Annotated in this window: 21 protein-coding genes; 6 read left to right on the forward strand and 15 right to left on the reverse strand. The window is 69.4% G+C overall.

From position 1 onward, the window contains the following. Positions 1-137: 137 nt before the first annotated feature. Positions 138-1,115 (reverse strand): sulfonate ABC transporter substrate-binding protein, encoded by a 978-nt coding sequence (locus AC1RQF_RS00005; protein ID WP_492870947.1) that lies wholly within the window; start codon positions 1,113-1,115, stop codon positions 138-140. Positions 1,116-1,239: 124 nt separating this feature from the next. Beyond that, positions 1,240-2,085: a MerR family transcriptional regulator gene (locus AC1RQF_RS00010; protein ID WP_273995706.1), complete on the reverse strand. Its 846-nt coding sequence runs from the start codon at positions 2,083-2,085 to the stop codon at positions 1,240-1,242. Between the two features lie 285 nt (positions 2,086-2,370). Between AC1RQF_RS00010 and AC1RQF_RS00015 the strand changes: the two genes are divergently transcribed. Further along, positions 2,371-3,924: a methyl-accepting chemotaxis protein gene (locus tag AC1RQF_RS00015; protein WP_492870948.1), complete on the forward strand. Its 1,554-nt coding sequence runs from the start codon at positions 2,371-2,373 to the stop codon at positions 3,922-3,924. A gap of 16 nt (positions 3,925-3,940) precedes the next feature. On the opposite strand, the gene AC1RQF_RS00020 is transcribed toward AC1RQF_RS00015, so the two are convergent. The 3 genes from AC1RQF_RS00020 to AC1RQF_RS00030 all read right to left on the reverse strand — a co-directional run bounded on the left by AC1RQF_RS00020 (position 3,941) and on the right by AC1RQF_RS00030 (position 7,524). After that, positions 3,941-5,599 carry an ATP-binding domain-containing protein gene (locus tag AC1RQF_RS00020; protein WP_492870949.1) on the reverse strand — a complete coding sequence of 553 codons (1,659 nt, stop codon included), beginning with the start codon at positions 5,597-5,599 and terminating at the stop codon, positions 3,941-3,943. Between the two features lie 69 nt (positions 5,600-5,668). Next, positions 5,669-6,523 (reverse strand): helix-turn-helix domain-containing protein, encoded by an 855-nt coding sequence (locus AC1RQF_RS00025; protein ID WP_273995712.1) that lies wholly within the window; start codon positions 6,521-6,523, stop codon positions 5,669-5,671. A gap of 386 nt (positions 6,524-6,909) precedes the next feature. Next, positions 6,910-7,524 (reverse strand): hypothetical protein, encoded by a 615-nt coding sequence (locus AC1RQF_RS00030; RefSeq protein ID WP_492870950.1) that lies wholly within the window; start codon positions 7,522-7,524, stop codon positions 6,910-6,912. Positions 7,525-7,721: 197 nt separating this feature from the next. Between AC1RQF_RS00030 and AC1RQF_RS00035 the strand changes: the two genes are divergently transcribed. Continuing rightward, complete coding sequence (locus AC1RQF_RS00035) at positions 7,722-9,050, forward strand: NAD(P)/FAD-dependent oxidoreductase (protein ID WP_492870951.1); 1,329 nt, start codon at positions 7,722-7,724, stop codon at positions 9,048-9,050. 126 nt (positions 9,051-9,176) lie between these two features. After that, positions 9,177-10,289 carry a potassium channel family protein gene (locus tag AC1RQF_RS00040; RefSeq protein WP_273995717.1) on the forward strand — a complete coding sequence of 371 codons (1,113 nt, stop codon included), beginning with the start codon at positions 9,177-9,179 and terminating at the stop codon, positions 10,287-10,289. A gap of 21 nt (positions 10,290-10,310) precedes the next feature. On the opposite strand, the gene AC1RQF_RS00045 is transcribed toward AC1RQF_RS00040, so the two are convergent. Genes AC1RQF_RS00045 through AC1RQF_RS00065 form a run of 5 tightly spaced genes read right to left on the reverse strand, consistent with a single transcriptional unit; the run spans position 10,311 to position 15,342 of the window. Beyond that, positions 10,311-10,676 carry a response regulator gene (locus tag AC1RQF_RS00045; RefSeq protein WP_252983612.1) on the reverse strand — a complete coding sequence of 122 codons (366 nt, stop codon included), beginning with the start codon at positions 10,674-10,676 and terminating at the stop codon, positions 10,311-10,313. A 28-nt stretch (positions 10,677-10,704) separates the two neighbouring features. Further along, the gene (locus AC1RQF_RS00050; protein WP_273995719.1) at positions 10,705-11,664 is read right to left on the reverse strand and encodes a chemotaxis protein CheX; all 960 of its coding nucleotides are present in this window, start codon (positions 11,662-11,664) and stop codon (positions 10,705-10,707) included. A 26-nt stretch (positions 11,665-11,690) separates the two neighbouring features. After that, positions 11,691-12,224, reverse strand: a complete 534-nt coding sequence (locus AC1RQF_RS00055; RefSeq protein WP_273995721.1) for a hypothetical protein — start codon at positions 12,222-12,224, stop codon at positions 11,691-11,693. Then, a complete protein-coding gene (locus tag AC1RQF_RS00060; protein ID WP_273995723.1) occupies positions 12,221-12,955 on the reverse strand; it encodes a methyl-accepting chemotaxis protein in 735 nt (244 codons plus the stop codon). Before AC1RQF_RS00060 ends, AC1RQF_RS00055 begins: the two co-directional genes overlap by 4 nt. A 17-nt stretch (positions 12,956-12,972) precedes the next feature. Next, positions 12,973-15,342 (reverse strand): ATP-binding protein, encoded by a 2,370-nt coding sequence (locus AC1RQF_RS00065; protein WP_273995725.1) that lies wholly within the window; start codon positions 15,340-15,342, stop codon positions 12,973-12,975. A gap of 615 nt (positions 15,343-15,957) precedes the next feature. Between AC1RQF_RS00065 and AC1RQF_RS00070 the strand changes: the two genes are divergently transcribed. Beyond that, the gene (locus AC1RQF_RS00070; protein ID WP_492870952.1) at positions 15,958-16,173 is read left to right on the forward strand and encodes a hypothetical protein; all 216 of its coding nucleotides are present in this window, start codon (positions 15,958-15,960) and stop codon (positions 16,171-16,173) included. 45 nt (positions 16,174-16,218) lie between these two features. Here the strand turns inward: AC1RQF_RS00070 and AC1RQF_RS00075 are convergent, their stop codons facing one another. The 4 genes from AC1RQF_RS00075 to AC1RQF_RS00090 form a co-directional block, all read right to left on the reverse strand. After that, positions 16,219-16,617, reverse strand: a complete 399-nt coding sequence (locus AC1RQF_RS00075; protein WP_492870954.1) for a DUF427 domain-containing protein — start codon at positions 16,615-16,617, stop codon at positions 16,219-16,221. A gap of 117 nt (positions 16,618-16,734) precedes the next feature. Beyond that, positions 16,735-17,940 carry a sodium/glutamate symporter gene (gene gltS / locus AC1RQF_RS00080; protein ID WP_273995729.1) on the reverse strand — a complete coding sequence of 402 codons (1,206 nt, stop codon included), beginning with the start codon at positions 17,938-17,940 and terminating at the stop codon, positions 16,735-16,737. Between the two features lie 221 nt (positions 17,941-18,161). Continuing rightward, the gene (locus tag AC1RQF_RS00085) at positions 18,162-19,004 is read right to left on the reverse strand and encodes an alpha/beta hydrolase (RefSeq protein ID WP_273995731.1); all 843 of its coding nucleotides are present in this window, start codon (positions 19,002-19,004) and stop codon (positions 18,162-18,164) included. Positions 19,005-19,069: 65 nt separating this feature from the next. Next, complete coding sequence (locus tag AC1RQF_RS00090; RefSeq protein ID WP_492870955.1) at positions 19,070-20,173, reverse strand: OpgC domain-containing protein; 1,104 nt, start codon at positions 20,171-20,173, stop codon at positions 19,070-19,072. 395 nt (positions 20,174-20,568) lie between these two features. Between AC1RQF_RS00090 and AC1RQF_RS00095 the strand changes: the two genes are divergently transcribed. Then, the gene (locus tag AC1RQF_RS00095) at positions 20,569-21,723 is read left to right on the forward strand and encodes a porin (protein ID WP_273995733.1); all 1,155 of its coding nucleotides are present in this window, start codon (positions 20,569-20,571) and stop codon (positions 21,721-21,723) included. Positions 21,724-21,776: 53 nt separating this feature from the next. Here the strand turns inward: AC1RQF_RS00095 and AC1RQF_RS00100 are convergent, their stop codons facing one another. Continuing rightward, positions 21,777-22,688 (reverse strand): LysR family transcriptional regulator, encoded by a 912-nt coding sequence (locus tag AC1RQF_RS00100; RefSeq protein ID WP_273995734.1) that lies wholly within the window; start codon positions 22,686-22,688, stop codon positions 21,777-21,779. A 140-nt stretch (positions 22,689-22,828) separates the two neighbouring features. On the opposite strand from AC1RQF_RS00100, the gene AC1RQF_RS00105 reads away from it, so the two are divergent. Beyond that, complete coding sequence (locus tag AC1RQF_RS00105) at positions 22,829-23,827, forward strand: aldo/keto reductase (RefSeq protein ID WP_492870956.1); 999 nt, start codon at positions 22,829-22,831, stop codon at positions 23,825-23,827. Positions 23,828-24,077 lie beyond the last annotated feature (250 nt).

Here is a 24,077-nt window from a genome sequence, read left to right on the forward strand (position 1 = left end):
GCGGCTTACTTCGCGGCTTACTTCGCGGCTTACTTCGCGGCTTACTTCGCGGCTTACTTCGCGGCTTACTTCGCGGCTTACTTCGCGGCTTACTTCGCGGCTTACTTCGCGGCTTACTTCGCGGCTTACTTCGCGGCTTACTTCGCGGCGAGCGCCGCCGCGACGTCGCGATGGGTCCACGCGTGGTTGCCGATGGTGAGCTTTTGCGGGATCAGCTTGACGCCGAGGAACGCATCGGCCACGCCCTGCTGCGACGCGATGATCCGCTCGTCGATCGGCACCGCGCCGAACGGCGTGCGTTTCACCCAGGTCTCGACGAGCGCGGGGCTCAGGCCGACCTTCGGCGCGAGCAGCGCGGCGGCTTCGGTCGGATGCGCGTTCACCCACAGCCCGGTGGCGCGCGCCTGCTGGAGCGCCGCGCCGATCACCTCGGGGTGGTGCTCCGCGAAATCGCGGGTCGCCTCGTAGAAGTTGTACGCGCCCGGCAGGCCCGAGTAGTCGGTGAGCGTGCGCGCCTTCAGCGTGGCCTGCGCGGCCGCGTAATACGGATCCCACACGGCCCAGGCGTCGACGTCGCCGCTCTCGAACGCGGCCCGCGCGTCGGCGGGCGGCAGGTAGACCGGGCGGATGTCTTCGTAGCGCAAGCCGGCCTTCTGCAGCGCCTTGAGCAGCAGGTAGTTCGCGCTCGATCCCTTCTGCAGCGCGACTTTCTTGCCTTTCAGCGCGGCGACGTCGCGGATCGGCGAATCGGCGCGCACGAGCACGGCCTCGCTGTGCGGTGACGGCTGTTCCGCGCCGACATACACGAAGCGCACGCCGCCTGCCTGCGCGAACACGGGGGGCGGTGCGCCGGTATAGCCGAAATCGATGCTGTTGGCGTTCAGTGCTTCGAGCAGTTGCGGGCCGGCCGGGAATTCGAACCACTTGACGGTGTAGCCGAGCGGTTTCAGGCGGGTTTCGAGCGCGCCTTGCGCCTTGACGATCGAGAGCAGGCCCGCTTTCTGGTAGCCGATGCGCAGCACCTTGTCGCTGTCCTGCGCGAAGGCGGAGGCGGCGGCGAGCGTGACCAGGGCGGCGGCCACGGTACGGGGAATCCAGCGGGCAACGCGGAACATCGGCGCATTCTCCTGAAACGTTCATCGAAGCGGGCGGCGGGTGCCGCTCGGTTCGATGAATCGTCGCACGGGCAGCGGCCCGCACCAACCAAGCATTGCCGATATGAATATGACGGGCGCGCGCTTAACGTTTCTTGCGCGGCGGGGCGGGCGGCGGGGGCGCGCCGGCGTCGCGCGCGGCCTGGTCGCTGAGCTTCTTGTCGAGGATGGTCGCGACCCGGCCGCCCAGGTAGGCGCTCGACGCGGCTTCCAGCGCGCGGTTCATCTCGCCCTCGACGAACACGGCGGACAGCGGCCGCAGCCGCCAGATCGCGTCGACGAGCGCGGGCACGTCGGTCGGGGGCGGCAGGGTGTCGGCGTCGTAGCGGTCGAGACGGCGCACCACCAGTTCGACGAGCGCGCGGGCGATCGCGTCGAAGTGCGGCCGGGCGATGCTCATCGCGTCGAGCAGCTCGCGCGCGGGAATGCCCTCGTGGGTCATCGCGGCGGCGGCTTCGAGCATCGCGGGGCTTTTGGCGACGAACGACAGCCCGCGCCGTTCGAGCAGCCCGAGTTCGGCCACCCGCGACAGCGACGCGGGCGTTTGCGGGCCGAACATCTGGATCAGCTGCGCGAGCGAGTAGGTTTGCGGCCGCTCGTGCGACCAGCGGCCGCCGATCGCGTTTTCCAGGCCGAGGATCGAGCGCAGGTCGTGGCCGTCGTCGATGGCCTTGATCAGGTCCTGGATGTTCGACAGCGTATAGCCGCGCGCCAGCAGGTGATTGATGACCTTGAGGCGGGCGACGTGGGTGTCGTCGTAGATGCCCACGCGGCCGCGTTTCTCCGGCGGCGCGAGCAGGCCGCGATCCTGGTACGCGCGCACGTTGCGCACGGTCGTATCGGACACGCGTGCGAGTTCGTCGACGGTGTACTCGTTGACCTTCGGCGCGTCGGGCGCGCGGGTCGGGGTGGGCTTGGCGGATTTCGACATGGGTCGATTTTAGCGCGCGCCGCGCGCGCGGTGCGCGTCGGGGCCGCTCGCGGGGCCTTCCCGGCGCCGCGCGGGCAGGACCGGGGCCGCCGCGACCCGGGGCGCGGCGGCGTCCGGCCGCCTCCGCTATCGTTGGCCCGGCGCCGCGTGCTTGACCTGGATCAAGCTTCGTGCGCGAACGGGCCGCGCGGGCCGGGGTTGCCCGGCGCGCGTCTCAAGTTTTTCGCAGGCCAACCGTAAACGCCTGAGACGTCTAACGACTTCCCTTACTGCGCCCGATTCGCCATGAATGCATTGTTTTCCCGTTTTTCTATCCGCACGCGGATCTTCTCCACGCTTGGCCTCGTTGCCATTCTGCTGGTGCTGACCGGCCTCGTCGGCCTGTTCGGCATGCAGACCTCGAACGATGCGCTCGAAGAAGCCTACACGCAGCAGCTCGCCTCGAAGACGGCGCTGTCCTCCGCGAACCTGAACCTCGCGATCGTCCGCACCACGCTCGACCGCGCGATCCTGCATCCGGAGGCGTCGGATGTCGGCAATACCCTCGACAAGGCGGAACGCTACCTGGCGACCTCGGAGCGCGCCTGGCGCGACTACGACGCGCTGCCGCACGAAGGCGACGAGAAGACGCTGGCCGCGCAGACGGGCGCCGCGCGGCGCGCGTTCATCGACGACGGCCTGCGGCCGATGATCGATGCGGTGAAGGCAGGGCACCGGGACGATGCCGACCGGCTGGTGATGACGGTCGTGCCGCCGCTGTCGGTCGCGTTGTCGAAGGCGTCGGACGCCCTTGACGCGTATCAGTCCGCGCGCGGCAAGACGGAGTTCGATACCGCGCAGCAGTACTACCGCTGGCTGTGCCTCGGCATGGGCGGCGCGATCCTGTTCGGGCTGGCCGCCTGCCTGGGGTGCGCGATCGGCCTGCATTACGCGATCACGCAGCCGGTGGTGCGGCTGTTGAACCACTTCCGCCGGCTGTCGGAGGGCGACCTGACGATGGAGCTGCGCTGGGGCTCGCGCGACGAGATGGCGGAGCTGGTGAAGGGCGTGACGAACATGCAGCGCAGCCTGTCCGACACGGTGCGGCAGGTCACCAACGGTTCCGAATCGATCGCGACCGCGACCCGCCAGATCGCGGCGGGCAACACCGACCTGTCGCAGCGCACCGAAGAGCAGGCCGCGTCGCTCCAGGAGACCGCGGCCAGCATGGAGCAGCTGACGGCGACCGTGAAGCAGAACGCGGACAATGCGCGGGAGGCGCAGCAGTGCGCGGACACCGCGACCGATATCGCGACCAGGGGCGCGATGGTGGTGGGCGAGGTGATCGGCACGATGACCGAGATCGACCAGAGTTCGCAGCGCGTCGCGGACATCATCGGCACGATCGAGGGGATTGCGTTCCAGACCAATATCCTCGCCTTGAACGCGGCCGTCGAGGCGGCGCGCGCGGGCGAGCAGGGCCGGGGCTTCGCGGTGGTCGCGGGCGAGGTGCGCACGCTGGCGCAGCGCTCGGCGACGGCGGCCAAGGAGATCAAGACGCTGATCGGCGAATCGGTCGAGCGGGTCGGGACGGGGTCGCGGCTCGTCAGCTCGGCGGGCGACACGATGCAGGAAATCCAGCGCGCGATCGCGCGCGTGACCGGCATCATGACGGAGATTACCGCCGCCTCGAACGAGCAGCGCGACGGCATCGAGCAGGTGAACCTCGCGGTCTCGCAGATGGATCAGGTATCGCAACAGAACGCGGCGCTCGTCGAGCAGGCGGCGGCCGCCGCCGCGTCGCTCGAGGAGCAGGCGGACGGGCTGCGCCGCGCGGTCGGTTCGTTCCGGATCGCCTGACGGCGAACGCCGGCCGTCAGGCGGCCGGCGCGATACGGGCGGCCGCGCGCTGCGACGCGACCACGATCAGCTTCATCGTCGCGCGGGTCGCGCCCACGAACAATTTGCGCGCCGCGCGCGCATCGAACGTCTCGAAATCGACCTCGGTCAGGATCACGCACGGCGCGGCCTGCCCCTTGAAGCGGTAGAGGGAATCGAGCAGCAGGTCGCCTTCCCGGTACTCGGGGTTGCCGAACAGATCGTATTTCCCGGTGAAGTGCTTCAGGCGGTGCGGGCCGAGCTGGTCGAGCCGCGTGAACGCCGAGCCGTCGCGGCCGCGGAACGACAGCAGCGCGATGTCCTGCTTGCGGAAGCCGAGCGACAGCGCGTGGGTGACCGCGCGCTTGGTCGCATCGATGCACGCCTGCGCTTCCTCGTCGTCGTCCGGATAGGTGCTGAACACGATCTCCGAGCCGTCGAACGGTCCGCCCGCCCGCAATTGCGCCGCCAGCGGCTCGACCGGTCCGACCATGGCGCGCACGTAGTCGAGGATGTCGCGCGGGCTGCGGTGGTTGGTCAGCTCGCGGATCGTCACCCAGCCGGGCAGGGGCACCGGCTCGCGCATGTAGAGGTTCTGCAATGGATCCTCGAGCCACCACCACGCGCCGTCGCGTTCGAGCACGCGCTCCAGCGCGGCCGCCCATGGGGCCTGGAAGTCCTGGCCTTCATCCACGATCAGCACGTCGAAACGCCACTTCGCGGGAATCGGCGCGGCGGCGAACTGCGCGTCGAGGCGCGCGAACGCATCGGGCGCGTCGAAGTCGGGCACGTGGCCGGCATCGCGCGCGACCCAGTCGCACAGCTGGTGGTAGTTCGCGATCCGCGCGCCGGGCGGCGCGATGCGCGCGACGTAGTCGGCGAGCGGCCGGTTGAAGCAGACGTACAGCACGCGCCGGCCCGCCGCGACCGCGTCGCGCATCACCTGGACCGCGAGCTGGGTCTTGCCCGAACCCGCCGTGCCGATCACGCGCAGCCGGAACGGCGCGAATTCGAGCCGCCGCGCCCAGGTCGCGAGGCCGCCGGACAGCCGCGTGACGAGCGTGCCGGCCTGACCGACCAGGGCGCTCGTATCGGGCGTCAGCGCCAGTTCGTCGGCGAGGAAATGATGGATCTTCGCGGCGCTCGACAGGCGCGGCTCGTCGGCCGGCAGCGCCTGCAGGATGATGTCGGCGAGCTGGTGGCGGCGCGTGGCGTCGACGATCCGGTCGGGCGCGACGCCCGCGATCGCCGCCTGCCGGACCGCGTAGTCCGGGCAGTACAGCAGCGCCTCGATGCCGTAGGTGCCCGCGCCGAACGCGGCCGTGAAGCGTCGCTGGAGGTTTTCCAGCGTGCGCGCGAGCTGGACCGACACATTGCGCTCGGTCTGCAGGTAGACCTTGACGAGCCCCTTCGGCGTCTCGCGCAGGAATCCGGCCTTCTGCTCGATCACGAGCACGCGGCCCGCCGGGCTCACGATCACGAAGTCGGCCTCGCCGAACACGGAGAACTGCTGGTCCGCGCGGGTCCAGTGCACGCCGTGGTAGACGGTATAGCCGTCGGGCAGCGTCTGTTCGAGCGTCGCGAGCGTCTCGCGCTCGCGCTCCGCGGCGCCGGTCGCGGAGAGGCTTTTCCAGTCGTCGGGAATGATGCGGGCCATGCGGATCCTTGCCGTGCCGGGCGGAATGGGAACGCCGGCTATTGTACGCAGGACCGCGCCGCGCGCGGGTCAGGCGCGCGCGAGGCGCTTCGCGAGATCGGCGCTCAGCAGCGCCAGGCGGGCAGGCTTTTCGTAGCAGACGACGTCGAAGGTGCGGATCACCTCGCTGATGTCCGCCTCGCTCGCGCGGCCTGTCAGCAGGTCGCCCGTGAGCACGAACACCGGCGCGCCCGGGTTGTCGGACGCGCGCACCGCCTTGATCGCGACGGCCGCCGTGTAGCCGTCGAAGTGCCATTCGCTGACCACCGCGTCGAACGCCTGGCCCTGCAGCGCGTCGATGAAGGCGGGCAGCTGCTCGAAATGGACCGTCGAGAAACCCTGCTGGTCGAGGTAGCGGCAGACTTCCTCGGCATCCGAGGGATTCGCGTCGACGACCGCGACCAGCAGCCGGTCGTTCTCGGCGCGGCGCGGGTAGATCTCGATCTTGTGGACGTCGTAGGCGTTCTGGTAGAGCACGCCGGTATGGCGCAGCACGCGCCAGCGGCCCTGCTGCTCATAGGCGACGAACTCGGGCCGCGCGCCCGCTTCGAGCGGCGCGCCGACCCAGACGGTGCACGGGATCTCGGCGACGCCCGCATACAGCGTGGCTTCCTGCGCGCATGCGCCCACCATGCCGGGGTCGAGCGCCTGCGCGCCGAACAGCTGGGCGGCCGGCTCGCCGTAGGCTTCGGCGACTTTCTTCAGTTGCGCGAGCGTCCACGGGCTGCTGCCGCGCAGCTTGCGGTGCCCCTGGGAAAAGCTCAGGTCGAGGATCCGGCACAGTTCGGTGGTTTGCTGCCGCTTGCCGATGCCGTTGCGGCTCATCAGCTCGCGCACGCGTTCGGCGACCGCGAGGGAATCCGTGGTAATTGCTTCGTTGGCCATGCTACGGGGACGGATCGAGTCGAATGACGTTCAGGTGGCGCCTCGGACGCCGGGTTCGACATCGTGGGATGCCATCGGGGCGAGCCGACCGGCTACGCGCGAAAGAGATAACTTTACCGCAAAACGGAGTTCGCTCTGCGTACTACTGTACGTGAATGTGTGACAGGTGTTTCCTGATGTTGCTTCAGATCGTGGCGACGTCGTATTGCACCGGGGGGCCGACGGCGCGCCGCGAGCGATTGCGGCGATGCCGGGCGCGGCCACCGTGGGCGCGTGTCGTTGGATGCGCCGGGGGCACGGAAAGTTGCGTGCGGTGGATCTCACAGGGCGCTTCCGGGCGTCGGGGCCGCCGCTGCGGGACGGTCGGCGCGCACCGGGTTCAGGGCTCAGGGTGCATCGGGCGCGGCCGCCTCGATCGCGCGGCCGAGCCTGACCAGGTGGCGCTTGGCGTTGTCGGCGTCGCCGCGCGACAGCCACTTCAGGCATTCGAGCAGCTCCCACGGGAGCCAGCGGTCGCCGCCGTGATACACGGGCGTGTCGGCGCGGCCCGGCGCGGGATCGTCGCTCGCGCGCGCCGCCACGCAGCCGTCGCGGCTGAACACTTCGACATAGGGGCGTTTCAGCGCGAACGGCTGCGCCGGCGCGATCACATGGAATTCGCAGGACCTGAGGTCGCCGAGGATCACCGCCTCGTACGGGCTGTCCGGCCCGCGCCGGCCGTCGAAGCGCATCAGCACGTCGGCGTCGGCCAGTGCGGCGCGGAACACGTCGAGCACCGCGCCGCCCGCGCCGTCGCCGCAGAACGCGACGAGATCGAGATCCGACAGGCGGTCCGCGGCGCCCTTCGCGAACGAGCCCACGAGCACCAGCCCGAGGCAATCCGGCGACGCGCGCAGCGCCGCGGCGAGTCGCGTCAGCAGGGCGATCTGGGGCGCCGTCGCGGGCTGGTCGCGGCCCAGGGCGACGATGTCGGGCAGGTTCAACGGCAGGGTGGCGGACATCGGATGCTCATTCGACGAGGAGGGGGCGGTCGCTATCATCGCCGAAATCCGGATCGCGAGGCTGCGACGCGACGCATGGACCGGCGCGGGTCCGCGCGCGTTCCGTCCGGCACATCGAGGCCATCGGCGCTCGCATCTCGTGAGAGCATGGGGCTTTTACCCGCCGCCCGTGCCCCGGCGCCCGCGCCGCTCCGATCATGACCACCACGTATCCGCTCTACGGCGCGCTCGCGCGCGCCGATCTGCCGTTTCCCGCCCGCGCCGACGTCGTGATCGTCGGCGCGGGCATCATGGGCTGCGCCGCCGCGTACTACCTGAGCTTGCGCGGCCTGAGCGCCGTCGTGCTCGACAAGTCGCGGATCGCCGGCCAGCAATCGACCCGCGCGTGGGGCTTCGTGCGCCAGCAGGGCCGCGAGGCCGCCGAAGTGCCGCTGATGATGGCCGGCATGCGGCTCTGGGAGACGCTCGAACAGGAACTGGGCGTCGATCTCGAATGGCGGCAGGGCGGCTGCCTCTATCTTGCGGACAACGAAACGGATTGGGCGTCGTTTCAAGGCTGGCTCGACGTGGCCCGCGCCCATGACCTCGACACGCGGGCGCTGACGCCCGCCCAGGTCGGCGAGCGTGTGACGGGGCTCGCGGCGCCGGTGCTGGGCGGGCTCTATACCGCGAGCGACGGCCAGGCGGAGCCGCGCCGGGTCGCGGGCGCGTTCGCCGCGCGCGCGGCCGAGCGCGGCGCGCAGTTCCTCGAAGGCTGCGGCGCGCTCGCGCTGGAAACGGCGGGCGGCGCGATCACGGGCGTCGCGACCGAGCGTGGCACGATCCGCGCGGCGCGCGTGATCTGCGCGGCGGGCGCGACCAGTTTCCGCCTGCTCGACGGCGTCGGCATCCGCCTGCCGCAGCAGGCGGTGCGCGGCACCTGCATGCGCACCAACGCGCTGCCGCCGGTGTCGGCGGCCACGCTGTGGGGCCACGGGCTCGGCATCCGGCAGCGTGCCGACGGCGCGATCAATCTCGCCGACGACATGCAGGTCGATGTCGACATGACGCTCGGCCACCTGCGCGGGCTCAGCCTGTTCTGGCCGGAACTGTGGGCGCAGCGCGACAAGTTCCGTTTCCACCTGAACGGCGCGGCCTGGCGCGACCTGCGCGCGCGCCTCGGCGGCGGCCGCGATGCGCTCGCGCCGCGCGATCCGGCGCCGCAGCCGAATCCCGCGCACGCGCCGCGCGCGCTCGCGAAGCTGAAGGCGATCTTTCCGGCGCTGCGCGACGCGCAGGTGGTCGAGGCCTGGGCCGGCCTGATCGACGTGCTGCCGGACGGCATCCCGGTGATCGACGCGCCCGCCGCGCCGCGCGGGCTCGCGATCGCCACCGGGTTCTGCGGGCATGGCTTCGCGATGGGGCCGATCGTGGGCCGCCTGCTCGCGGAGTGGGTCGACGGCGGTGCGCCCTCGCTCGACCTGGGCGCGTTCCGCGCCGCGCGCTTCGTCGACGGCACGATGCAGCGCCCGCGCAGCATGCTGTAGGCGGCGGTTTCGTGCGGCGGGCATCCGTGCGGCGGGCATCCGTGCAACGGACGCCCGCATCATCCCCTTCCGCCGGGCCCTGCACCGCAGCGTAAAATCGCGGAGCCGTCATTCTGGAGAATTTCGTTGGGCTTGCCTTCCGATCACCGCAAACTGCTGCGCTTCCGGCTGCGGCGCGCCAGCAACGCCTGGCAGGCGCCGCGCGAGCGGACGTTGTTCACCCGGCCGGTCGCGTCGCCGCTGCGCACGCTGCTGTTCCGGATCGGGTTCGTCATCGGCCTGTGCGTGCTCGCGTTCCTCGTGCTCTACCTCGATCGCGACGGCTTGCGCGATTCGACCAAGAGCACGCCGATGACCATCGCCGACCTCGTGTACTTCACGATGGTCACGGTCGCGACCGTCGGCTACGGCGACATCGTGCCGATCACCGCGCGCGCGCGGCTGATCGACGCGTTCTTCATCGTGCCGATCCGCATCGGCATCTGGTTCATCTTTCTTGGCACGGCTTATCAGTTCGTGATCCAACGCGTCATCGAGGACTTCCGCATGAAACGCCTGCAAAAGCACCTGTCCGATCACATCGTCGTCTGCGGCTACGGGCTCAGCGGCTCGATCGCGGTGCGCGAGCTGCTCGAAAGCGGCGTCGATCCGGCCACGCTGATCGTGATCGACGCGCAGGAGCAGGCGCTCGAAGCCGCGTCCGCGCTCGGCGTCACGGGGCTGTGCGGCGATCCCGCGCAGGAGGATCTGCTGCAGCAGGCGCAGGTGCGCACCGCGAAGGCCGTGATCATCTCGGTCACCGACGATCCCACCGCGATCCTGCTCACGCTGTCGGTGCGCAGCATCGCGCCGGACACGAAGATCGTGGTGCGGATCCAGGAGAACAAGTATCAGCGGCAGTTGCGCCAGGCCGGCGCGGACGTGATCGTGTCGTCGACCAAGATCGGCGCGCTGCTGCTCGCCGACGCGGTGGCGAGCCGCTACATCGTGCCGTTCGTCAACGACATGCTGTCCACGCGCGGCCGCGCGACGCTGGTCGAGCGGCCCGCGGCGAGCCACGAGGTCGGCTGCATGTCGAACGCGCTCAAGGGCGCGATCGTGATCGGCCTCGAACGGGACGGCCGGATCGTGTCGTTCTACGAGGATCCGCCTTGCCGCATCGAGCCGGGCGACACGCTGGTGGTGATCCAGTCCGCGCGGATCTACGCCCCGGACGAACTGGACAAGGCGCGCCAGTGACGCGTCGGCAGGGGCGGGGCGTCAGCCGGCCAGCTTGCGGAACGTCTCGAGCACGGCCTCGCCCTTGAAGGGCTTGACGATCCAGCCCTTCACGCCGGCCGCCTTGCCGCGCTCCTTCATCGCCGGGCTGCTTTCGGTGGTCAGCATGATCACGTTGACGGCCTGATTGCCGAGTTCGCCGCGAATCTTCTCGACCATCGTCAGGCCGTCCATGTTCGGCATGTTGACGTCGCTGATCACGAGCCGGATGCCCGACTGCAATTTCAGCTTCGCCAGGCCGTCCTTGCCGTCCACCGCCGTGTCGACGTCCAGTCCGTTCTTCTTCAGGAAGCCCGCGACTTCGTCGCGCACCGTGCTCGAATCATCCACCACCAGAATCTTGGCCATGTCGTGTTCCTCGTGTTTCTCGTGTTGATCAAAACAATTCCAGTTCGCCCGCGTCGACGAGCGCGTCCACCGCGCCGTCGTTCGCGTCGAACGCCTCGGGCAACCAGCGCAGGCTGAAGATGAAGCGCTGGTCGAGCTGCACCGCGCGCCCGGTGGCGTCGTCGGTGAGCCGGTACTTGAAGCACAGCTGCGGGTTATCCGTGCCGAACGAGATGTAGCGGTGCTTGTGATTGACGAGCAGCGGCACCTGCACCGCGTCCGCCGGCTCGGGGCGCGCATCGTGCAGGTAGCGGTCCTTGAACGCGCCCCAGACCAGGTTGGTCAGCTCGCCGAGCAGGCCGTTCAGGTCACGGAAATCGGCGTCGCCGCGCCGGCCGGGCCGCGCGGACAGCAGGTCGAGCAGCGGCGCCTCCTCGGTCTGCATCAGCATGTAGCCGCGGCACCAGGCGCTTTCGAGCGCCATCAGGCTGAATACTTCGCCGAAGATGATGCGATCGCGCACGATGCACGGCGTGTCCCAGCTGATCGTCAGATCCTTGAACAACCCGCCGAGCCGCGCCTCGGTGATCTCGGTGATGCCGCGCACCAGCGCGTTCGGATAGTCGAGGCTGAAGATGTATTCGTCGACCACCGTGCGCAGCGCCGCCATGTCGTGGGCGACATAGGTCGCGCAGATCACCTGGCGCAGCGCGTCGGGCAGGCCGTCGGGGCCGGTGTCGGCATCGCGGCGCAGGATGATCGGCAGCTCGGGGCGCAGCGCGTCGATGCGCGTCGCGATCGCGGCGCATTCGGCGAGCGAGCCGCCGTAGGATTCGCCGAGCAGGATCGCGCCGAGATCGATGTTCGAGCGCAGCACCGACATCAGGCGGCTCTTGCGCACCTTGAGCCCGATCAGGTTGTGCGCGTCGCAGAAGTGCTTGATCGCGTCCGCGTGGGCCGGATGGTCGTCGAGCACCAGCACCTTGCAGACCGGCTTGTTCATGTTCATCGTGATTCCTTCGCGCGGGGCGCGGGTCAGAAGAGTTCCAGCTCGCCGCCGCCGTTCGCGGCCTCGGCCAGCTCGACGTGGAAATCGAGCGGGGCGTGCGCGCAGACGCACAGCGTCGCGCCGAGCCGCACGCCGGGGCCCGGCGTCACCGTGTACGAGGCGAGATGAACCGGCCGCAGCTCGTCGAAGTGGCGCATGCTGCGGCGGTTCAGCAGGTACGGGGTCGACATCCCGAGGTCCGGGAAGCAGGTGACGAGCGCCTGGTTGATCGCGCCGCAGCACAGGTTCGCGACTTCCATGAAGGTTTCGCGCAGCGCGCCGTCGGCGCGCTCGACGTAGTACGCGCGGGTCGGCGCGTCGTCGGCGAATTGCAGCGCGAGCAGCAGCCGGAAACCGATCGACGAGATCGTCAGCACCACCACGTCGTCGCCGGCCGGCGCGGCGTCGCGCGCGGTGAGCGGGGCGACCTCGCACGGGTCGCCGTCGCGCGCGACGAGGCGCGTGCGCGCCGCGTCGCGGAACAACCGGTCGAGACTGTCGACGGCGCGCGCGCTGATCACGCGGCCCCCTGGTCGAGTTGCGCCTGGAACTGCTGCGCGAGCGTCTCGACGCTGCCGAGCGAGGCGGTGATCATCTTGCCGCCCGCCTGGATGTCCTGGAAGGTCGCGGCGGTGATCAGGTCGTTGCGATGCAGGCTGTCGCGATAGCTTTTCGACAGTTCCTGAGAACGCGTCGCGAGCGTGCGCACCTCGCCCGCGACGATCGAGAAGCCGCGCCCGGCCGCGCCCGCGCGCGCCGCTTCGATCGACGCATTGAGCGAGACGATCAGCACGTGGCTCACGATCGACGACAGCTCGTGGTTCTTCACGTGCATGTCGCGGTTCTGCGCCATCAGCGAGATCATCTGTTCGTGCCAGCGCTCGAAGGTCGCCGCGAGGCCCTTGAGGCGGGTCGCCTCGTCCGCGATGCGGTTGGCCTGCCGCTGCCAGTCGGCGTGAATTTCGCGCGCCGCCTCGTGCGCCGCGCGCCGCGCGTCGGCTTCGCCGGTCTGCCGGGCGAGGGCGTCGCGCAGTGCGTCGAGTTGCGCTTCCAGGTCGGCGCGGGTCGCGGCGAATCCGGCCTGCGCGTCGTCGAAGCGCGTTTGCGCGACGGCGAGCGCGGTGTCGTGTTCGGCGGCGCGCGTCGCCTGTTCGCGCGCGCGCCGCGCCCGCCCGAGACGGGCGATCAAGGCCGCCGCCAATGCTGTCAGCACACCGCCCGCGACGGCGGCTGCTCCATACCATTCCACCAAGTCGTGCTCCTGCGTGCTCAGTCCGACAGCGCGTCGAGCCGCAGCGGCTGCGCGCCCGCGCCGACACTGTCGACGGCCCAGCTTTCGGGCAGGTGGACGATGGTCTGGAAACGACGGAACGGCGCGCCGGCCCGGTCGTCGGTGAAGCGCAGTTCGATGCGGCCGTGTTCGCGCGCGAGGAAGTCGCGCACGGCGTCCATCCCGACGCCGCGCCCCGAGACCTCGGTCACATGCTCGGCGGTCGAGAAGCCGGGCCGGAAGATGAAAGCGGCGATCGCATCGTCGTCGGCCTCGGCGTCCGGCGCGAGCCAGCCGCGCGCGATCGCGATGTCGCGAATCCGCGCGAGCGCGAGGCCGCGGCCGTCGTCGCTGAGCGTGAATTGCAGCGCGCGCTCGTCGATGCCGACCTCCAGCGTGATTTCGCCCGCGGCCGGCTTGCCCGCCGCCGCGCGTTCGTCGGGCGTTTCGAGCCCGTGATCGAGCGCGTTGCGCAGCAGGTGCATGAAGACATTCTTCAGCACGGGCGCGGCGGGCCCGCGCAGCCGGTAGCCGTTGTCGTCGAGCGTCACGACGGGCGGCGTCTTGCCCAGCTCGCGCGCGAGCGAGGGCAGCGACGCGAGCACGCCGGCCAACGCGTCTTCCACGGTCTCGGTGTCGATCAGGCGCAGCGCGTGGCGCACCGAATCGCGCATGCTCAGCAGCGCGCGCGCGTCGGCCGGGTCGGCCGCGTCGAGCAGCGCGAGGCTGTGTTCGAGCCGGCTGCGCTCGATGCGCAGGTAGCCGTCCGCGCGGCCGTCGTCGCCCGCGCGCTTGCGGCCCAGGCTGTCGGTGCTGATCCGCGCGTAGTGTTCGAGCGCGTCCTTCACGCGCGCGAGATCCTCGATCAGCACCTGCTGGTCCCACGCATGCTCGGCGGCCTGGCGGCGCAACTGGTCGTAGCGCTGCTCTGTCTCGTGGACGACGCTCGTCAGGTGTTGCAGGCTGTAGGTGCGCGCATTGCCCTTGATCGTGTGCATGTTGCGGAACAGCTCGTCGACCGCCGCGCGGTCGGCATGCGTGTACTGGCGGATGATGCGCTCGTTGTCGTGGATGAAGCCCGACGCGCTGTGCACGAACTGATGGAATTTCTCCTCGCTGATCGCCAGGATCTCGCCGATCATCTCGAGGCGGCGCTTCTGCTCGCCGGCCTCGGCTTCGAGCGCGCGCAGCTCGGTCACGTCGCGCACGCACAGCATCAGGCGCATCACGGTGTCGTGGTCGTCGGTGATGGCCGACCAGCTCAGGTCGAGCGTCTTGCGGCGGCCGTCCGGCATCGTCATCACGACTTCGTTCAGCAGCAGGTGCTGGTTGAAGGCGAAGTTGATGCCGTCCTCGCCGAGGCACGCGTGGATCGCCGCGTCGATCTGCGCGCGGGTGTCGGCGCCCAGTTCCGCCGGTGCGAACACGAGGTCCATCACCGGCCGGCCGGCGATGTCGTTCGTTTCGAAGATGGCTTCGAGGTAGGTCGAGTACTCGGCGTGCACGCGCGCGCCGTCGACGATCGTCAGGATGCCCTGCTGCATGTTCTGCAGCATGGCCTGGATGTCGGCCGTCTTCTGCTTGAGCTGCGCGGAGCTGTGCTGGATCTTCTCGATCATGCCGTTGAACGCGACGATCGAATGGCCGATCTCGTCCATCCGGCCCACCGGCACGCGCCGCGTGAAGTCCTGGTTCGACGCGATCTCGCTCATCATCGACTGCATCCGGCTCAGCGGGCGCGTGATCTGGCGATACAGCAGCGCGCCGATCAGCGTGAGCAGCAGCACGGCCGCGCCCGTCACGCCCGCGATCGCGGTGGTGGTGGTCGACAGCATGCCGTTCAGCGCGCTGATCGCATCGTCCTTCTGGCGGTTCTTCTCGACCCGCAGCGTGCCGACGATGCCTTCCAGTTCGTCGCGGTACTGCGCGACGTTCGCGAACAGCGATGCCTGCGCGAGCGCGTCCTGGCCGGCCGCCTTCATCTTCTCGATCTCGCCGATCGCGCCGAAGTAGTTCGCGAGACTGTCGCGCGCCTGCGCGACGAGCCCCGTCTGCGCATGGCTGGCCGCCGCGCGCGCCTGCACGTCGAGCGCGCGGCTCAGCGTGTCCTGCTTGTCCTTGAGTTCGGTGCGGGCCTGGTTCGCCATGTTCGCGTCCGGCGCGTAGACGAGCGTCATCGTCGCGAGCTGCACGTCCTTCACTTGGGAAACGAGGTCGGCGGAGGCGAGTGCGCTCGGCACGACGCCCTGCGTGACCTGCCGGACATCGACGGCGCTGCGGCGGGTCTGGTAGACGGCGTAGCCGCCGATCGCCGACAGCGCAACAAACATCAACACCACGAGCAGGGTGATACGGTGACGAATGGTCATGTGGAATTCCCCGGGCGAAGCTGGTCAACAACGCGCTTGTTGTGAATTTGTCAGAAGGAAGCGCGACGGGATTATTGTGGTGCGGATATGACGGCGCGATGACCCGAAGCGGATTCGCGGGGGCTCGCCGCGAAAAAACTCGAACAGGGACGCGCGCGTGTGAAAAGCGCGGCTTTTTTGCCGGGGAAGCCTAAAGTTCCGGTTTTCCGCGCCGTTAATCAATGCCATTTTTATTGAGGCGTCGACGGTCAGCGCGCGAGCATCGCGATCGCGCGATAGGCGGAAGGCGATAGGCGGAAGGCGATAGGCGGAAGGCGATAGGCGGAAGGCGATAGGCGATAGGCGATAGGCGGAAGGCGGAAGGCGGAAGGCGGAAGGCGGAAGGCGGAAGGCGGAAGGCGGAAGGCGGAAGGCGGAAGGCGGAAGGCGATAGGCGCGAGACCGCACGCGCGATGCCAGGCATGCACCATGTGCGCGGCGTCGAAGGAGCCGGCGGCATGCGCGGTGTCGGCCAGGGTTTCGTCGCGCGCGCAACCGCTCCGCCGCGAGCGTGATCCGCGCGGGCGAACGCACGCTGCGCGACCACGCGACCACGCGCCCGAGGCGATCGACTTCGTGTTCCTCGATGGCGCGAAGTCCGCGTATCTGCCGGTGTTGCGCGTACTGGAGCCGCGCTTGGGCCCCACTGCGCTGATCGCGGCCGACAACGCGGGGATGGCGGGCGCGCGGGCGCTGCTCGATTGCGCGGACGCGCCGGGCAACGGCTATGCGCGCGCCGCGCTGTCGATCGCTGCGCGCGGCGCGGCGCGACGCATCCGCGCACGCTGCTGATGCGCGTGCGCTGAGCGCCGAGGCGCTCAGCGGAGGCGGCCGGGCTCAGTCCGGCCGCGATTCGAGCGTATCGATGCGGTCCGGGTAGAACGCGAGATGGTTGCGGATCGCCTCGACCGCCTGGTACGGATGCTCGTAGCTCCACACCGCGTTGACCGCGCGCGGGCCGCCGGCGGGAATCGAGAAGTACGCGCAATCGCCCTTGTACGGGCAGTAGGTCGTGTGGTCGGTGTGCGCGAGCTGCGTCATGTCGGCGTCCTCGCGCGGGATGTAGAGCACGGGCGGATAGCTGGCTTCGCGCAGCGCGAGCGCGCGGCGCGTGTCGGCGATCACATGGCCCGCGACGGTGACCACGACGCGCCCGGGATGGGGCTCGATCGTGATCGGATGATCGGGGCCGGGGATCCGGACGGGACGGTCGGTGTGGCCTGCATCGGTGGACATGGGGCACCTCGGCGGACGGGAATAGCGGTGTTGTACACCGTTTTCCGCCGCCGCGTGCGCGACCCTGACGCGCCAGGGGGCATCCGCGGCGATCCGCCTGCGCGCCGGCGCGCGTCGTCAGCCATAGATCGGCAGCGCGAGGAACAGCTTGATCACGATCGCGTTCGCGATGTCGATGAAGAACGCGCTGACCATCGGCACGATCACGAACGCCAGATGCGACGGGCCGAAGCGCGCGGTGACCGCCTGCATGTTGGCGATCGCGGTCGGCGTCGCGCCGAGCCCGAAGCCGCAGTGGCCGGCCGCGAGCACCGCCGCGTCATAGTTCGCGCCCATCAGGCGGAACGTGACGAACACCGCGTAGACGACCATCAGCAACGTCTGGGCGACCAGCAGGATCACCATCGGCAAGGCGAGCGAGGTCAGTTCCCACAGCCGCAGCGTCATCAGCGCCATGGCGAGGAACAGCGACAGGCTCACGTTGCCGAGCAGCGCGACCGCATGCTCGGACACGCGCCCGCCGAACAGCGCGAGCCCGTTGCTCAGCACTACGCCGACGAACAGCACGCAGACGAAGGTCGGCAGCTCGAACGCGGTGCCGCGGATCGCGGCTTCGATCGCGGTGCCGCCCGACAGCGCGATCGCGAACAGCGCGACGGTGTTGATGAAGGCGGCGGGCGTCATCGACTGCTGGTCGCGCGGATGTTCGAAACCGGTGTCGTCGGCGTCGTGCCGGCCGTCGGCCGCGACCGGCTGCGGCGTGCGCAGGCGGCGCGTCAGCAGGCGCGCGACAGGGCCGCCGAGCAGCCCGCCCAGCACGAGGCCGAAGGTCGCGCAGGCGATCGCCGCCTCGGTGGCCGACTGCAGGCCGTGGCGCTCGGCGAATACCTTGCTCCACGCCGCGCCCGTGCCGTGGCCGCCCGACAGCGTGATCGAGCCCGCCAGCAGGCCGAGCAGCGGGTCGAGCCCGATCGCCTTGGCGAGTCCGATCCCGAGCGCGTCCTGCAGGACCAGCAGGCCGAGCACGACGAGCAGGAAGCGCAGCAGCATCGGGCCGCCGGACTTGAGCGTCGACAGTTTCGCGTTGAGGCCGATCGATGCGAAGAACGCGAGCATCAGCGGGGTCTGCAAGGCGGCGTCGAAGCGGACTTCGACGCCGCCCACGCCGCGCAGCGCGGTCAGCGCGAGCGCGATTACGAGGCCGCCCGCGACCGGCTCGGGAATGGTGTAGGCGCGCAGGACGGCGAGGCGCGACACGAGCGCGTGGCCGAGCAGGAGGACGAGCGTGGCCGCGACCAGGGTTCCGTAGGTATCGATTTGCATGAGGCGCACCGGTAAGCGTTGAACAGGACGGCGGGGCGCCGGGCCGCGCGACGATTCGGACGACTTCGACGCGGGCCGCGCGACGCGGGAGATTGTGTCCGACCGTCCCGGACGGCGCAACTCCCTGGTGCAACCGGGGCCGGCGCGGGGGCGTGCCGGCGGCCGGGTCGCTTAATGGGGGGAAAACAGCGGGCGAGGCCGCCCGCCGCCTGCGTGCTCGTCTACTTGACGCATTCCAGCGTGTACTTGAGCGCGGGGCCGATCAGGCGTCGCCATACGTCCCAGGTGTGCGCGCCGTCGATGATGCGCAGCGCGGCGGGGTTCTGCGCGCGGCGCAGGTGGGTATACAGGTAGCTGGACTCGGCCTGGATCGACAGGTCGTCGTCGCCGGCCGCGATGAACATCGGCAGCCGCAGCGGCTGCGCGAAGTAGCCGCGCCACAGCGCCGGGTAATTGAGTTCGTGCCAGACCTTCGGATCGAACTGCCGGTCGCCGAACACGCCGACATAGCGCGCGGCCGAGGTCGACGGCGGTTCGCCCGAGTAGATCGCGGGGCTCAGCAGCAGCGCGCCGCAGAACCGCTCCGGTTCGAGCAGCGCGAAGCGCAGCGCGCCGTAGCCGCCCATCGACACGCCGCCGATCGCGCGCCCCGCGCGCTGGTTCGACACCGCGTAATGGGCCTCGACGTCGGGGATCAGATCGTCGAGGAAGGCGGTCTGCATGCGTTCCTTGCGGTCGACGTACCAGTCGGTGCCGCCTTGCGGCATCACGATCACGACGGGCGGGATCTCCTTGCGCTCGATCAGCGCGTCCGCGGTGAGCGGCAGGCGGCCCTGCGTGACCCAGTCGTTGGCGTCGCCGGCATTGCCGTGCAGCAGGTACAGCACCGGGTAGCGGGCGCCTTCGGGGTTGTAGCCGGCGGGCAGGTAAACGATGTAGGACCAGTCGCGGTGCAGCGCGGCGGAACGGAACGTACGGGTGACGACGCTGCCCGGCGCGGCGGCCGCGCTGAACGAGCAGGCCGCGCACAGGGCGGCCAGGGCGGCAACGAGAAATCGGCGCATGAAAAAAGTGTCGGAATAAAGCTCTGGTAATGCTAGCAGGTGCCGATGACGGTTGCCGGGCGTTTTCAGCGCTTGCGCGCCGTGAACGGCAGCCGCGCGACGAGCGGGGCGTACAGTTTCGCGACCACGTACAGGAGGCCGATCGCGGCGGCGTCGGCGGCGAGGCCGAGCGGCACGTTGAGATAGCCGCCGGTCGTGTAGTACAGCAGCGAATCGACGGCGAGCGAGATCGCGGTGCCGGCCACGAAGCACAGCAGGCCCTGGCGGCCGATCGTGCCGATCCAGGGCATCGCGTGGGCGATCGTGTGCATCCAGCCGAGGTGCACCAGCTTGGCGGCGAGCCAGGCGATCGCGAGGAAATTCAGGAGGCGCAGCGCGCCGAGGTTCTGCTTGAGCGACGGATCGGCGGGGAACGGCTCGATGCGCAGGCGGTAGTACGCGCCCGCCGCGACGCCCGCGAGCGCCGCGACCGTGATCAGCCAGCCGAGCGGCGGCTTCGACAGCGCGGGATAGATCGGCTGGCAGCGCGCGAGCACGCCGAGCACGAACAGCAGCTGCCAGGCGAACGGATTGAAGTCCCACGGCATGCCGTCGACGGTCGGCAGGTAGCCGGCGATGCGGCGCGCGGACAGCCACAGCAGCACGCTGACCGCGAGCAGCAGCCAGGGCCGGTTGCGCGCGACCGGCAGCGCGAGCGGCACCAGCAGCGCGAAGAACGCATACATCGGCAGCACCGAGGCGAGATAGGGCTGGCGGCGGAACAGCAGGATGTCGCGCAGCACGATGAGCGGCGTGTGCAGCAGGCCCTCGAGATCATTGGTCGGCATGTTCGGGCCGTCGATCGCGAGCGCGTTCAGCACCGCGGTGATCAGCAGCATCAGGCCGGCCGTGACGAGGAACGCGCGGTAGATCTCGAACGCGCGCCGGATGAAGCGCTGGCGCGCGGCCGCGACGGTCTTGCGTTCCGCGAGCGAGTTGTACGCGATCGCGGTCGCGAAGCCGCCGAGGAACACGAACACCTCGGCCGCATCGCACAGCGCGTAGGCGTGCAGCGTCACGCGCGACAGGATGCTGCCGCCGATGTGGTCGACCATGATGACGAGCAACACCAGGCCGCGAAAGAAATCGAGTTCCAGGTAGCGCTGCGGCGATGAGGCGGCTGCGTTCATGCGCGGCCGGCCGCGCGGGCGGCGGCCGCGGGGGCGGCGGGAAGTGGGAAACGCATGACGGGGAACGACAGCATAAGACCGTGACGAAATGACGATGGTCGCGCATTTTGCCATTGATGGCGCAAATCACGGGTTTACGCGAATGGCGGCCGGTCGCGCCCGGCGCGGCAAGGCCGGCGCGCAGGGTACCTTACAGCGTAGTTGGCAATTTGCAACGTGCTGTAAAAAAGTGGTGCCTTAACGTGGACTCGTTATTTTTTGCATGACACTATTGCGCGCACTGCACGAATCCCGGGTGGATCGGGGGTCGGCGGCCCGAAACGGGCATGAATAAAAGAAATCGCGTGAAGGCCTCGTCAAGAGGCAAACAATCAATAAGGTCTGGAGATTCCAACATGAAGAAACACGTCATTGCCGCAGCCGCACTCGTCGCCTGCGCCGCACCGGTTTTCGCGCAAAGCAGCGTCACGCTGTACGGCGTGATCGACGAAGGCTTCAACTACACGAACAATGTCAGCGTGAACGGCCAGGGCAAGACCAGCTACAAGCTGGCGAGCGGCTACGCGCAGGGCAGCCGTTGGGGCCTGCGCGGCACCGAAGACCTCGGTGGCGGCCTGAAGGCGATCTTCACGTTGGAAAACGGCTTTGACGTGAACAACGGCGGCCTGGGGCAAGGCAGCCGCATGTTCGGCCGTCAGGCATTCGTCGGCCTGTCGCACGCGCAGTACGGTACGCTGACGCTGGGCCGCCAGTACGACTCGCTGGTCGACTACCTGGCGCCGCTGACCGCGAACGGCAACTGGGGCGGCACGTTCTTCTCGCACCCGTATGACAACGACAACACCGACAACTCGTTCCGCGTGAACAACACGGTGAAGTACGCGAGCCCGAACTTCAACGGCCTGACCTTCGGCGGCACGTACAGCTTCAGCAATGACACCGGCTTCTCGAACAACCGCCAGTACAGCATCGGCGCGCAGTACCAACTGGCCGGCCTGAACCTCGCGGCAGCCTACCTGCAGGCGAACAACCCGGGCAAGTCGACGGGCGGCGCGATCGCGACCAACGACGCGAATTTCACGGCTGACCGCCTGCGCATCTTCGGCGGCGGCATCAACTACACGTTCGGCCCGGCGACGGTCGGCTTCGTCTACACGAAGACGGACATCAAGAATCCGGTCTCGACCGTGTATCTGCCGACGAGCTTCTCGCTGGCGGCGCTCGGCGTGACGGCGACGAAGTTCCAGAACTTCGAAATCAACGGCATGTACCAACTGACGCCGGCATTCTTCATCGGCGCGCAATACGTGTACACCGACGCCAAGTTCGACGCGAACAACAGCGTGAAGCCGAAGTACCACACCGTCGGCGTGATGGCGGACTACAACCTGTCGAAGCGCACCGACGTCTACCTGCAAGGCGCATGGCAGAAGGTCGCGGGCGACAAGACCGGCACGATCCTCGACGGTGGCTACGTGGTCGGCACGGACGGCCCGTCGGCTTCGTCGAACCAGTTCGCGGTCCGCGCGGCGATCCGCCACAAGTTCTAAGCGGCCGTTGTGCGAGCGGGCGTCCGCCCGTTCGCGTCTCGGCGGGATTGCGCTCAGCCGGCCTGCATGGGCCGGCTGAGCGTTTCCGCGACCCAGTCGATGAAGATCCGCACGCGCGGCGGCACCTGCCGGCCATGCGGAAACACCACCGACACCGGCAGCGCGTCCGCCTGCCAGTCCGCCAGCACCTCGACCAGCCGGCCCGAGGCGAGCGCCTCGCCGAGGCTGTCGCGCGGTGCCTGGATCATCCCGAGGCCCGCCAGGCAGCACGCCAGGTACGCCTGCGAACTGCTGACCGCGACCACGCTGCGCATCTTCACCGTGCGGTTTTCACCGCTGTCCCTGTCCCGATACTCCCAGTCCAGCTCGCGCCCGGTGCGGGTCGAGAAATAGCCGACCGCGACATGGTCCGGCAGGTCGTCCGGCGTGCGCGGCGTGCCGTGGCGCGCCAGATAGTCGGGCGCCGCGCAGTTGAGTTGCGCGATCTCGCCGATCCGCCGCGCGACGAGCGAGGTGTCGCTCAGCGCGCCCACCCGCACCGCGCAATCGATGCCTTCCGCGATCAGGTCGACGTAGCGGTCGGACGCGCTCAGCACGATGCGGATGTCCGGATAGCGCGCATGGAACGCGGGCAGCGCCGGAATCACCTTGTACAGCGCGAGCCGCTCCGGCAGATCGACCCGGATCACACCGCGCGGCGTCGCGCCCGCGCCGTCGAACAGCGATTCCGTATCGTCGAGGTCGGCCAGCAGGCGCACGCAGCGCTCGTAATAGGTCGCGCCCTCCGGCGTCAGGGCGACGCGTCGCGTGGTGCGTTGCAGCAAACGAACGCCCAGATGCTTTTCCAGGTATTGCACGGCATTGCTGACGGTGGGGCGCGGCATCAGCAGTTGTTCGGCCGCCTTCGTGAAACTGCCGAGGTGGGCGACGCGCACGAAGATGCGCATCGATTGCAGGTGATCCATGAGGGAGACGTCCGGCGGGTGAAGGGAAAGCGCCATTGTTAACCGGCGTCGAACGATTTGGTTGGGGAACGCGCGTTTATCGGCGCGCGGCGACCGCCCAGAATGCGTTCATTCCCACCCGATCAAGCAAGGAGCACACGATGGATACCCGTCACCTCGGCCGCACCGGCCCGCGCGTTTCCGCCCTCGGCCTCGGCTGCATGGGCATGTCCGATTTCTATGGGCCGGCCGATCGCGAGGAGAGCATCGCGACGCTGCACGCCGCGCTCGATGCCGGCGTGACCCTGCTCGACACCGGCGATTTCTACGGCATGGGCGCGAATGAACTGCTGATTCGCGACGCGTTGCGGGGCCGGCAGCGCGAAGCCGTGGTGCTGAGCGTGAAGTTCGGCGCGCTGCGCGATCCGGCGGGCGCGTTCCTCGGCTACGACGGCCGTCCGGCCGCGGTGCGCAGCTTCCTCGCGTACACGCTGAAGCGGCTCGACACCGATTACGTCGACATCTACCGGCCGTCGCGCGTCGATCCGACGGTGCCGATCGAGGAGACGGTCGGCGCGATCGCGGACCTCGTGAAGGCCGGCTACGTGCGTCATATCGGACTGTCCGAGGCCAGCGCGGAGACGGTGCGCCGCGCGGCGGCCGTCGCGCCGATCAGCGATCTGCAGATCGAGTACTCGCTGCTGTCGCGTGGGATCGAGGCGGAGATCCTGCCGGCCTGCCGGGCGGCGGGAATCGGCGTGACCGCCTACGGGGTGCTGTCGCGCGGGCTGCTCGGCGGGCAATGGACGAAGGCGCGCGAGGGCGAGCGCGACTTCCGCGGCGCGAGCCCGCGTTTCTCGGGGGCGAACCTCGACCACAACCTGCGGCTCGTCGAGGCGCTGCGCGACATCGCCGTCGCGCGCGACAGCAATCCGGCGCGGGTCGCGATCGCGTGGGCGCTGTCGCGCGGCGTGGACATCGTGCCGCTCGTCGGCGCCCGTCGGCGCGCGCAGCTGGCCGACCTGTCCGCCGCGCTCGAACTGCGCCTCACGGCCGACGACCTCGCGCGCATCGAGGCCGCGGTGCCGGCCGGCGCGGCGGCCGGAGAACGCTATCCGGATGCGCAGATGGCGCATCTCGACAGCGAGCGGCGGGGCTGAGCGAGGCGGCGGGCGGCCTCCTGGTTGCTTGGGCGGCGGGGGCGTACGGGTTGGGGCGCCCCGGGGCCGAGAAGGTTGTCCGAACACGCGGATTGGGCGCCCGGCAGCAAGCGGCGGGACTGGGCGAAGCGCTGTGCGCTGCGTCTGAATCGCTCGGGCGAGGCCGCATAAGTTGGTGCGTCCCCGGGCCGCGGAGGCCATCCGCACCGTGTGAACGGGGTATCCAGACAGCAAGCAGCGGCAAGCCCGA

Source organism: Burkholderia sp. GW821-FHT14F03 (genome assembly GCF_058803765.1).

Excerpts from the sequence above, each read along its gene's own strand:
- AC1RQF_RS00090 (WP_492870955.1), bottom strand. The coding sequence starts at position 20,173 with ATGAACGCAGCCGCCTCATCGCCGCAGCGCTACCTGGAACTCGATTTC.
- AC1RQF_RS00020 (WP_492870949.1), bottom strand. The coding sequence starts at position 5,599 with ATGGCCCGCATCATTCCCGACGACTGGAAAAGCCTCTCCGCGACCGGC.
- AC1RQF_RS00105 (WP_492870956.1), top strand. The coding sequence starts at position 22,829 with ATGGATACCCGTCACCTCGGCCGCACCGGCCCGCGCGTTTCCGCCCTC.
- AC1RQF_RS00045 (WP_252983612.1), bottom strand. The coding sequence starts at position 10,676 with ATGGCCAAGATTCTGGTGGTGGATGATTCGAGCACGGTGCGCGACGAA.
- AC1RQF_RS00035 (WP_492870951.1), top strand. The coding sequence starts at position 7,722 with ATGACCACCACGTATCCGCTCTACGGCGCGCTCGCGCGCGCCGATCTG.
- AC1RQF_RS00065 (WP_273995725.1), bottom strand. The coding sequence starts at position 15,342 with ATGACCATTCGTCACCGTATCACCCTGCTCGTGGTGTTGATGTTTGTT.
- AC1RQF_RS00095 (WP_273995733.1), top strand. The coding sequence starts at position 20,569 with ATGAAGAAACACGTCATTGCCGCAGCCGCACTCGTCGCCTGCGCCGCA.
- AC1RQF_RS00025 (WP_273995712.1), bottom strand. The coding sequence starts at position 6,523 with ATGGCCAACGAAGCAATTACCACGGATTCCCTCGCGGTCGCCGAACGC.
- AC1RQF_RS00085 (WP_273995731.1), bottom strand. The coding sequence starts at position 19,004 with ATGCGCCGATTTCTCGTTGCCGCCCTGGCCGCCCTGTGCGCGGCCTGC.
- gltS (WP_273995729.1), bottom strand. The coding sequence starts at position 17,940 with ATGCAAATCGATACCTACGGAACCCTGGTCGCGGCCACGCTCGTCCTC.
- AC1RQF_RS00010 (WP_273995706.1), bottom strand. The coding sequence starts at position 2,085 with ATGTCGAAATCCGCCAAGCCCACCCCGACCCGCGCGCCCGACGCGCCG.
- AC1RQF_RS00075 (WP_492870954.1), bottom strand. The coding sequence starts at position 16,617 with ATGTCCACCGATGCAGGCCACACCGACCGTCCCGTCCGGATCCCCGGC.
- AC1RQF_RS00015 (WP_492870948.1), top strand. The coding sequence starts at position 2,371 with ATGAATGCATTGTTTTCCCGTTTTTCTATCCGCACGCGGATCTTCTCC.
- AC1RQF_RS00100 (WP_273995734.1), bottom strand. The coding sequence starts at position 22,688 with ATGGATCACCTGCAATCGATGCGCATCTTCGTGCGCGTCGCCCACCTC.
- AC1RQF_RS00005 (WP_492870947.1), bottom strand. The coding sequence starts at position 1,115 with ATGTTCCGCGTTGCCCGCTGGATTCCCCGTACCGTGGCCGCCGCCCTG.
- AC1RQF_RS00050 (WP_273995719.1), bottom strand. The coding sequence starts at position 11,664 with ATGAACATGAACAAGCCGGTCTGCAAGGTGCTGGTGCTCGACGACCAT.
- AC1RQF_RS00030 (WP_492870950.1), bottom strand. The coding sequence starts at position 7,524 with ATGTCCGCCACCCTGCCGTTGAACCTGCCCGACATCGTCGCCCTGGGC.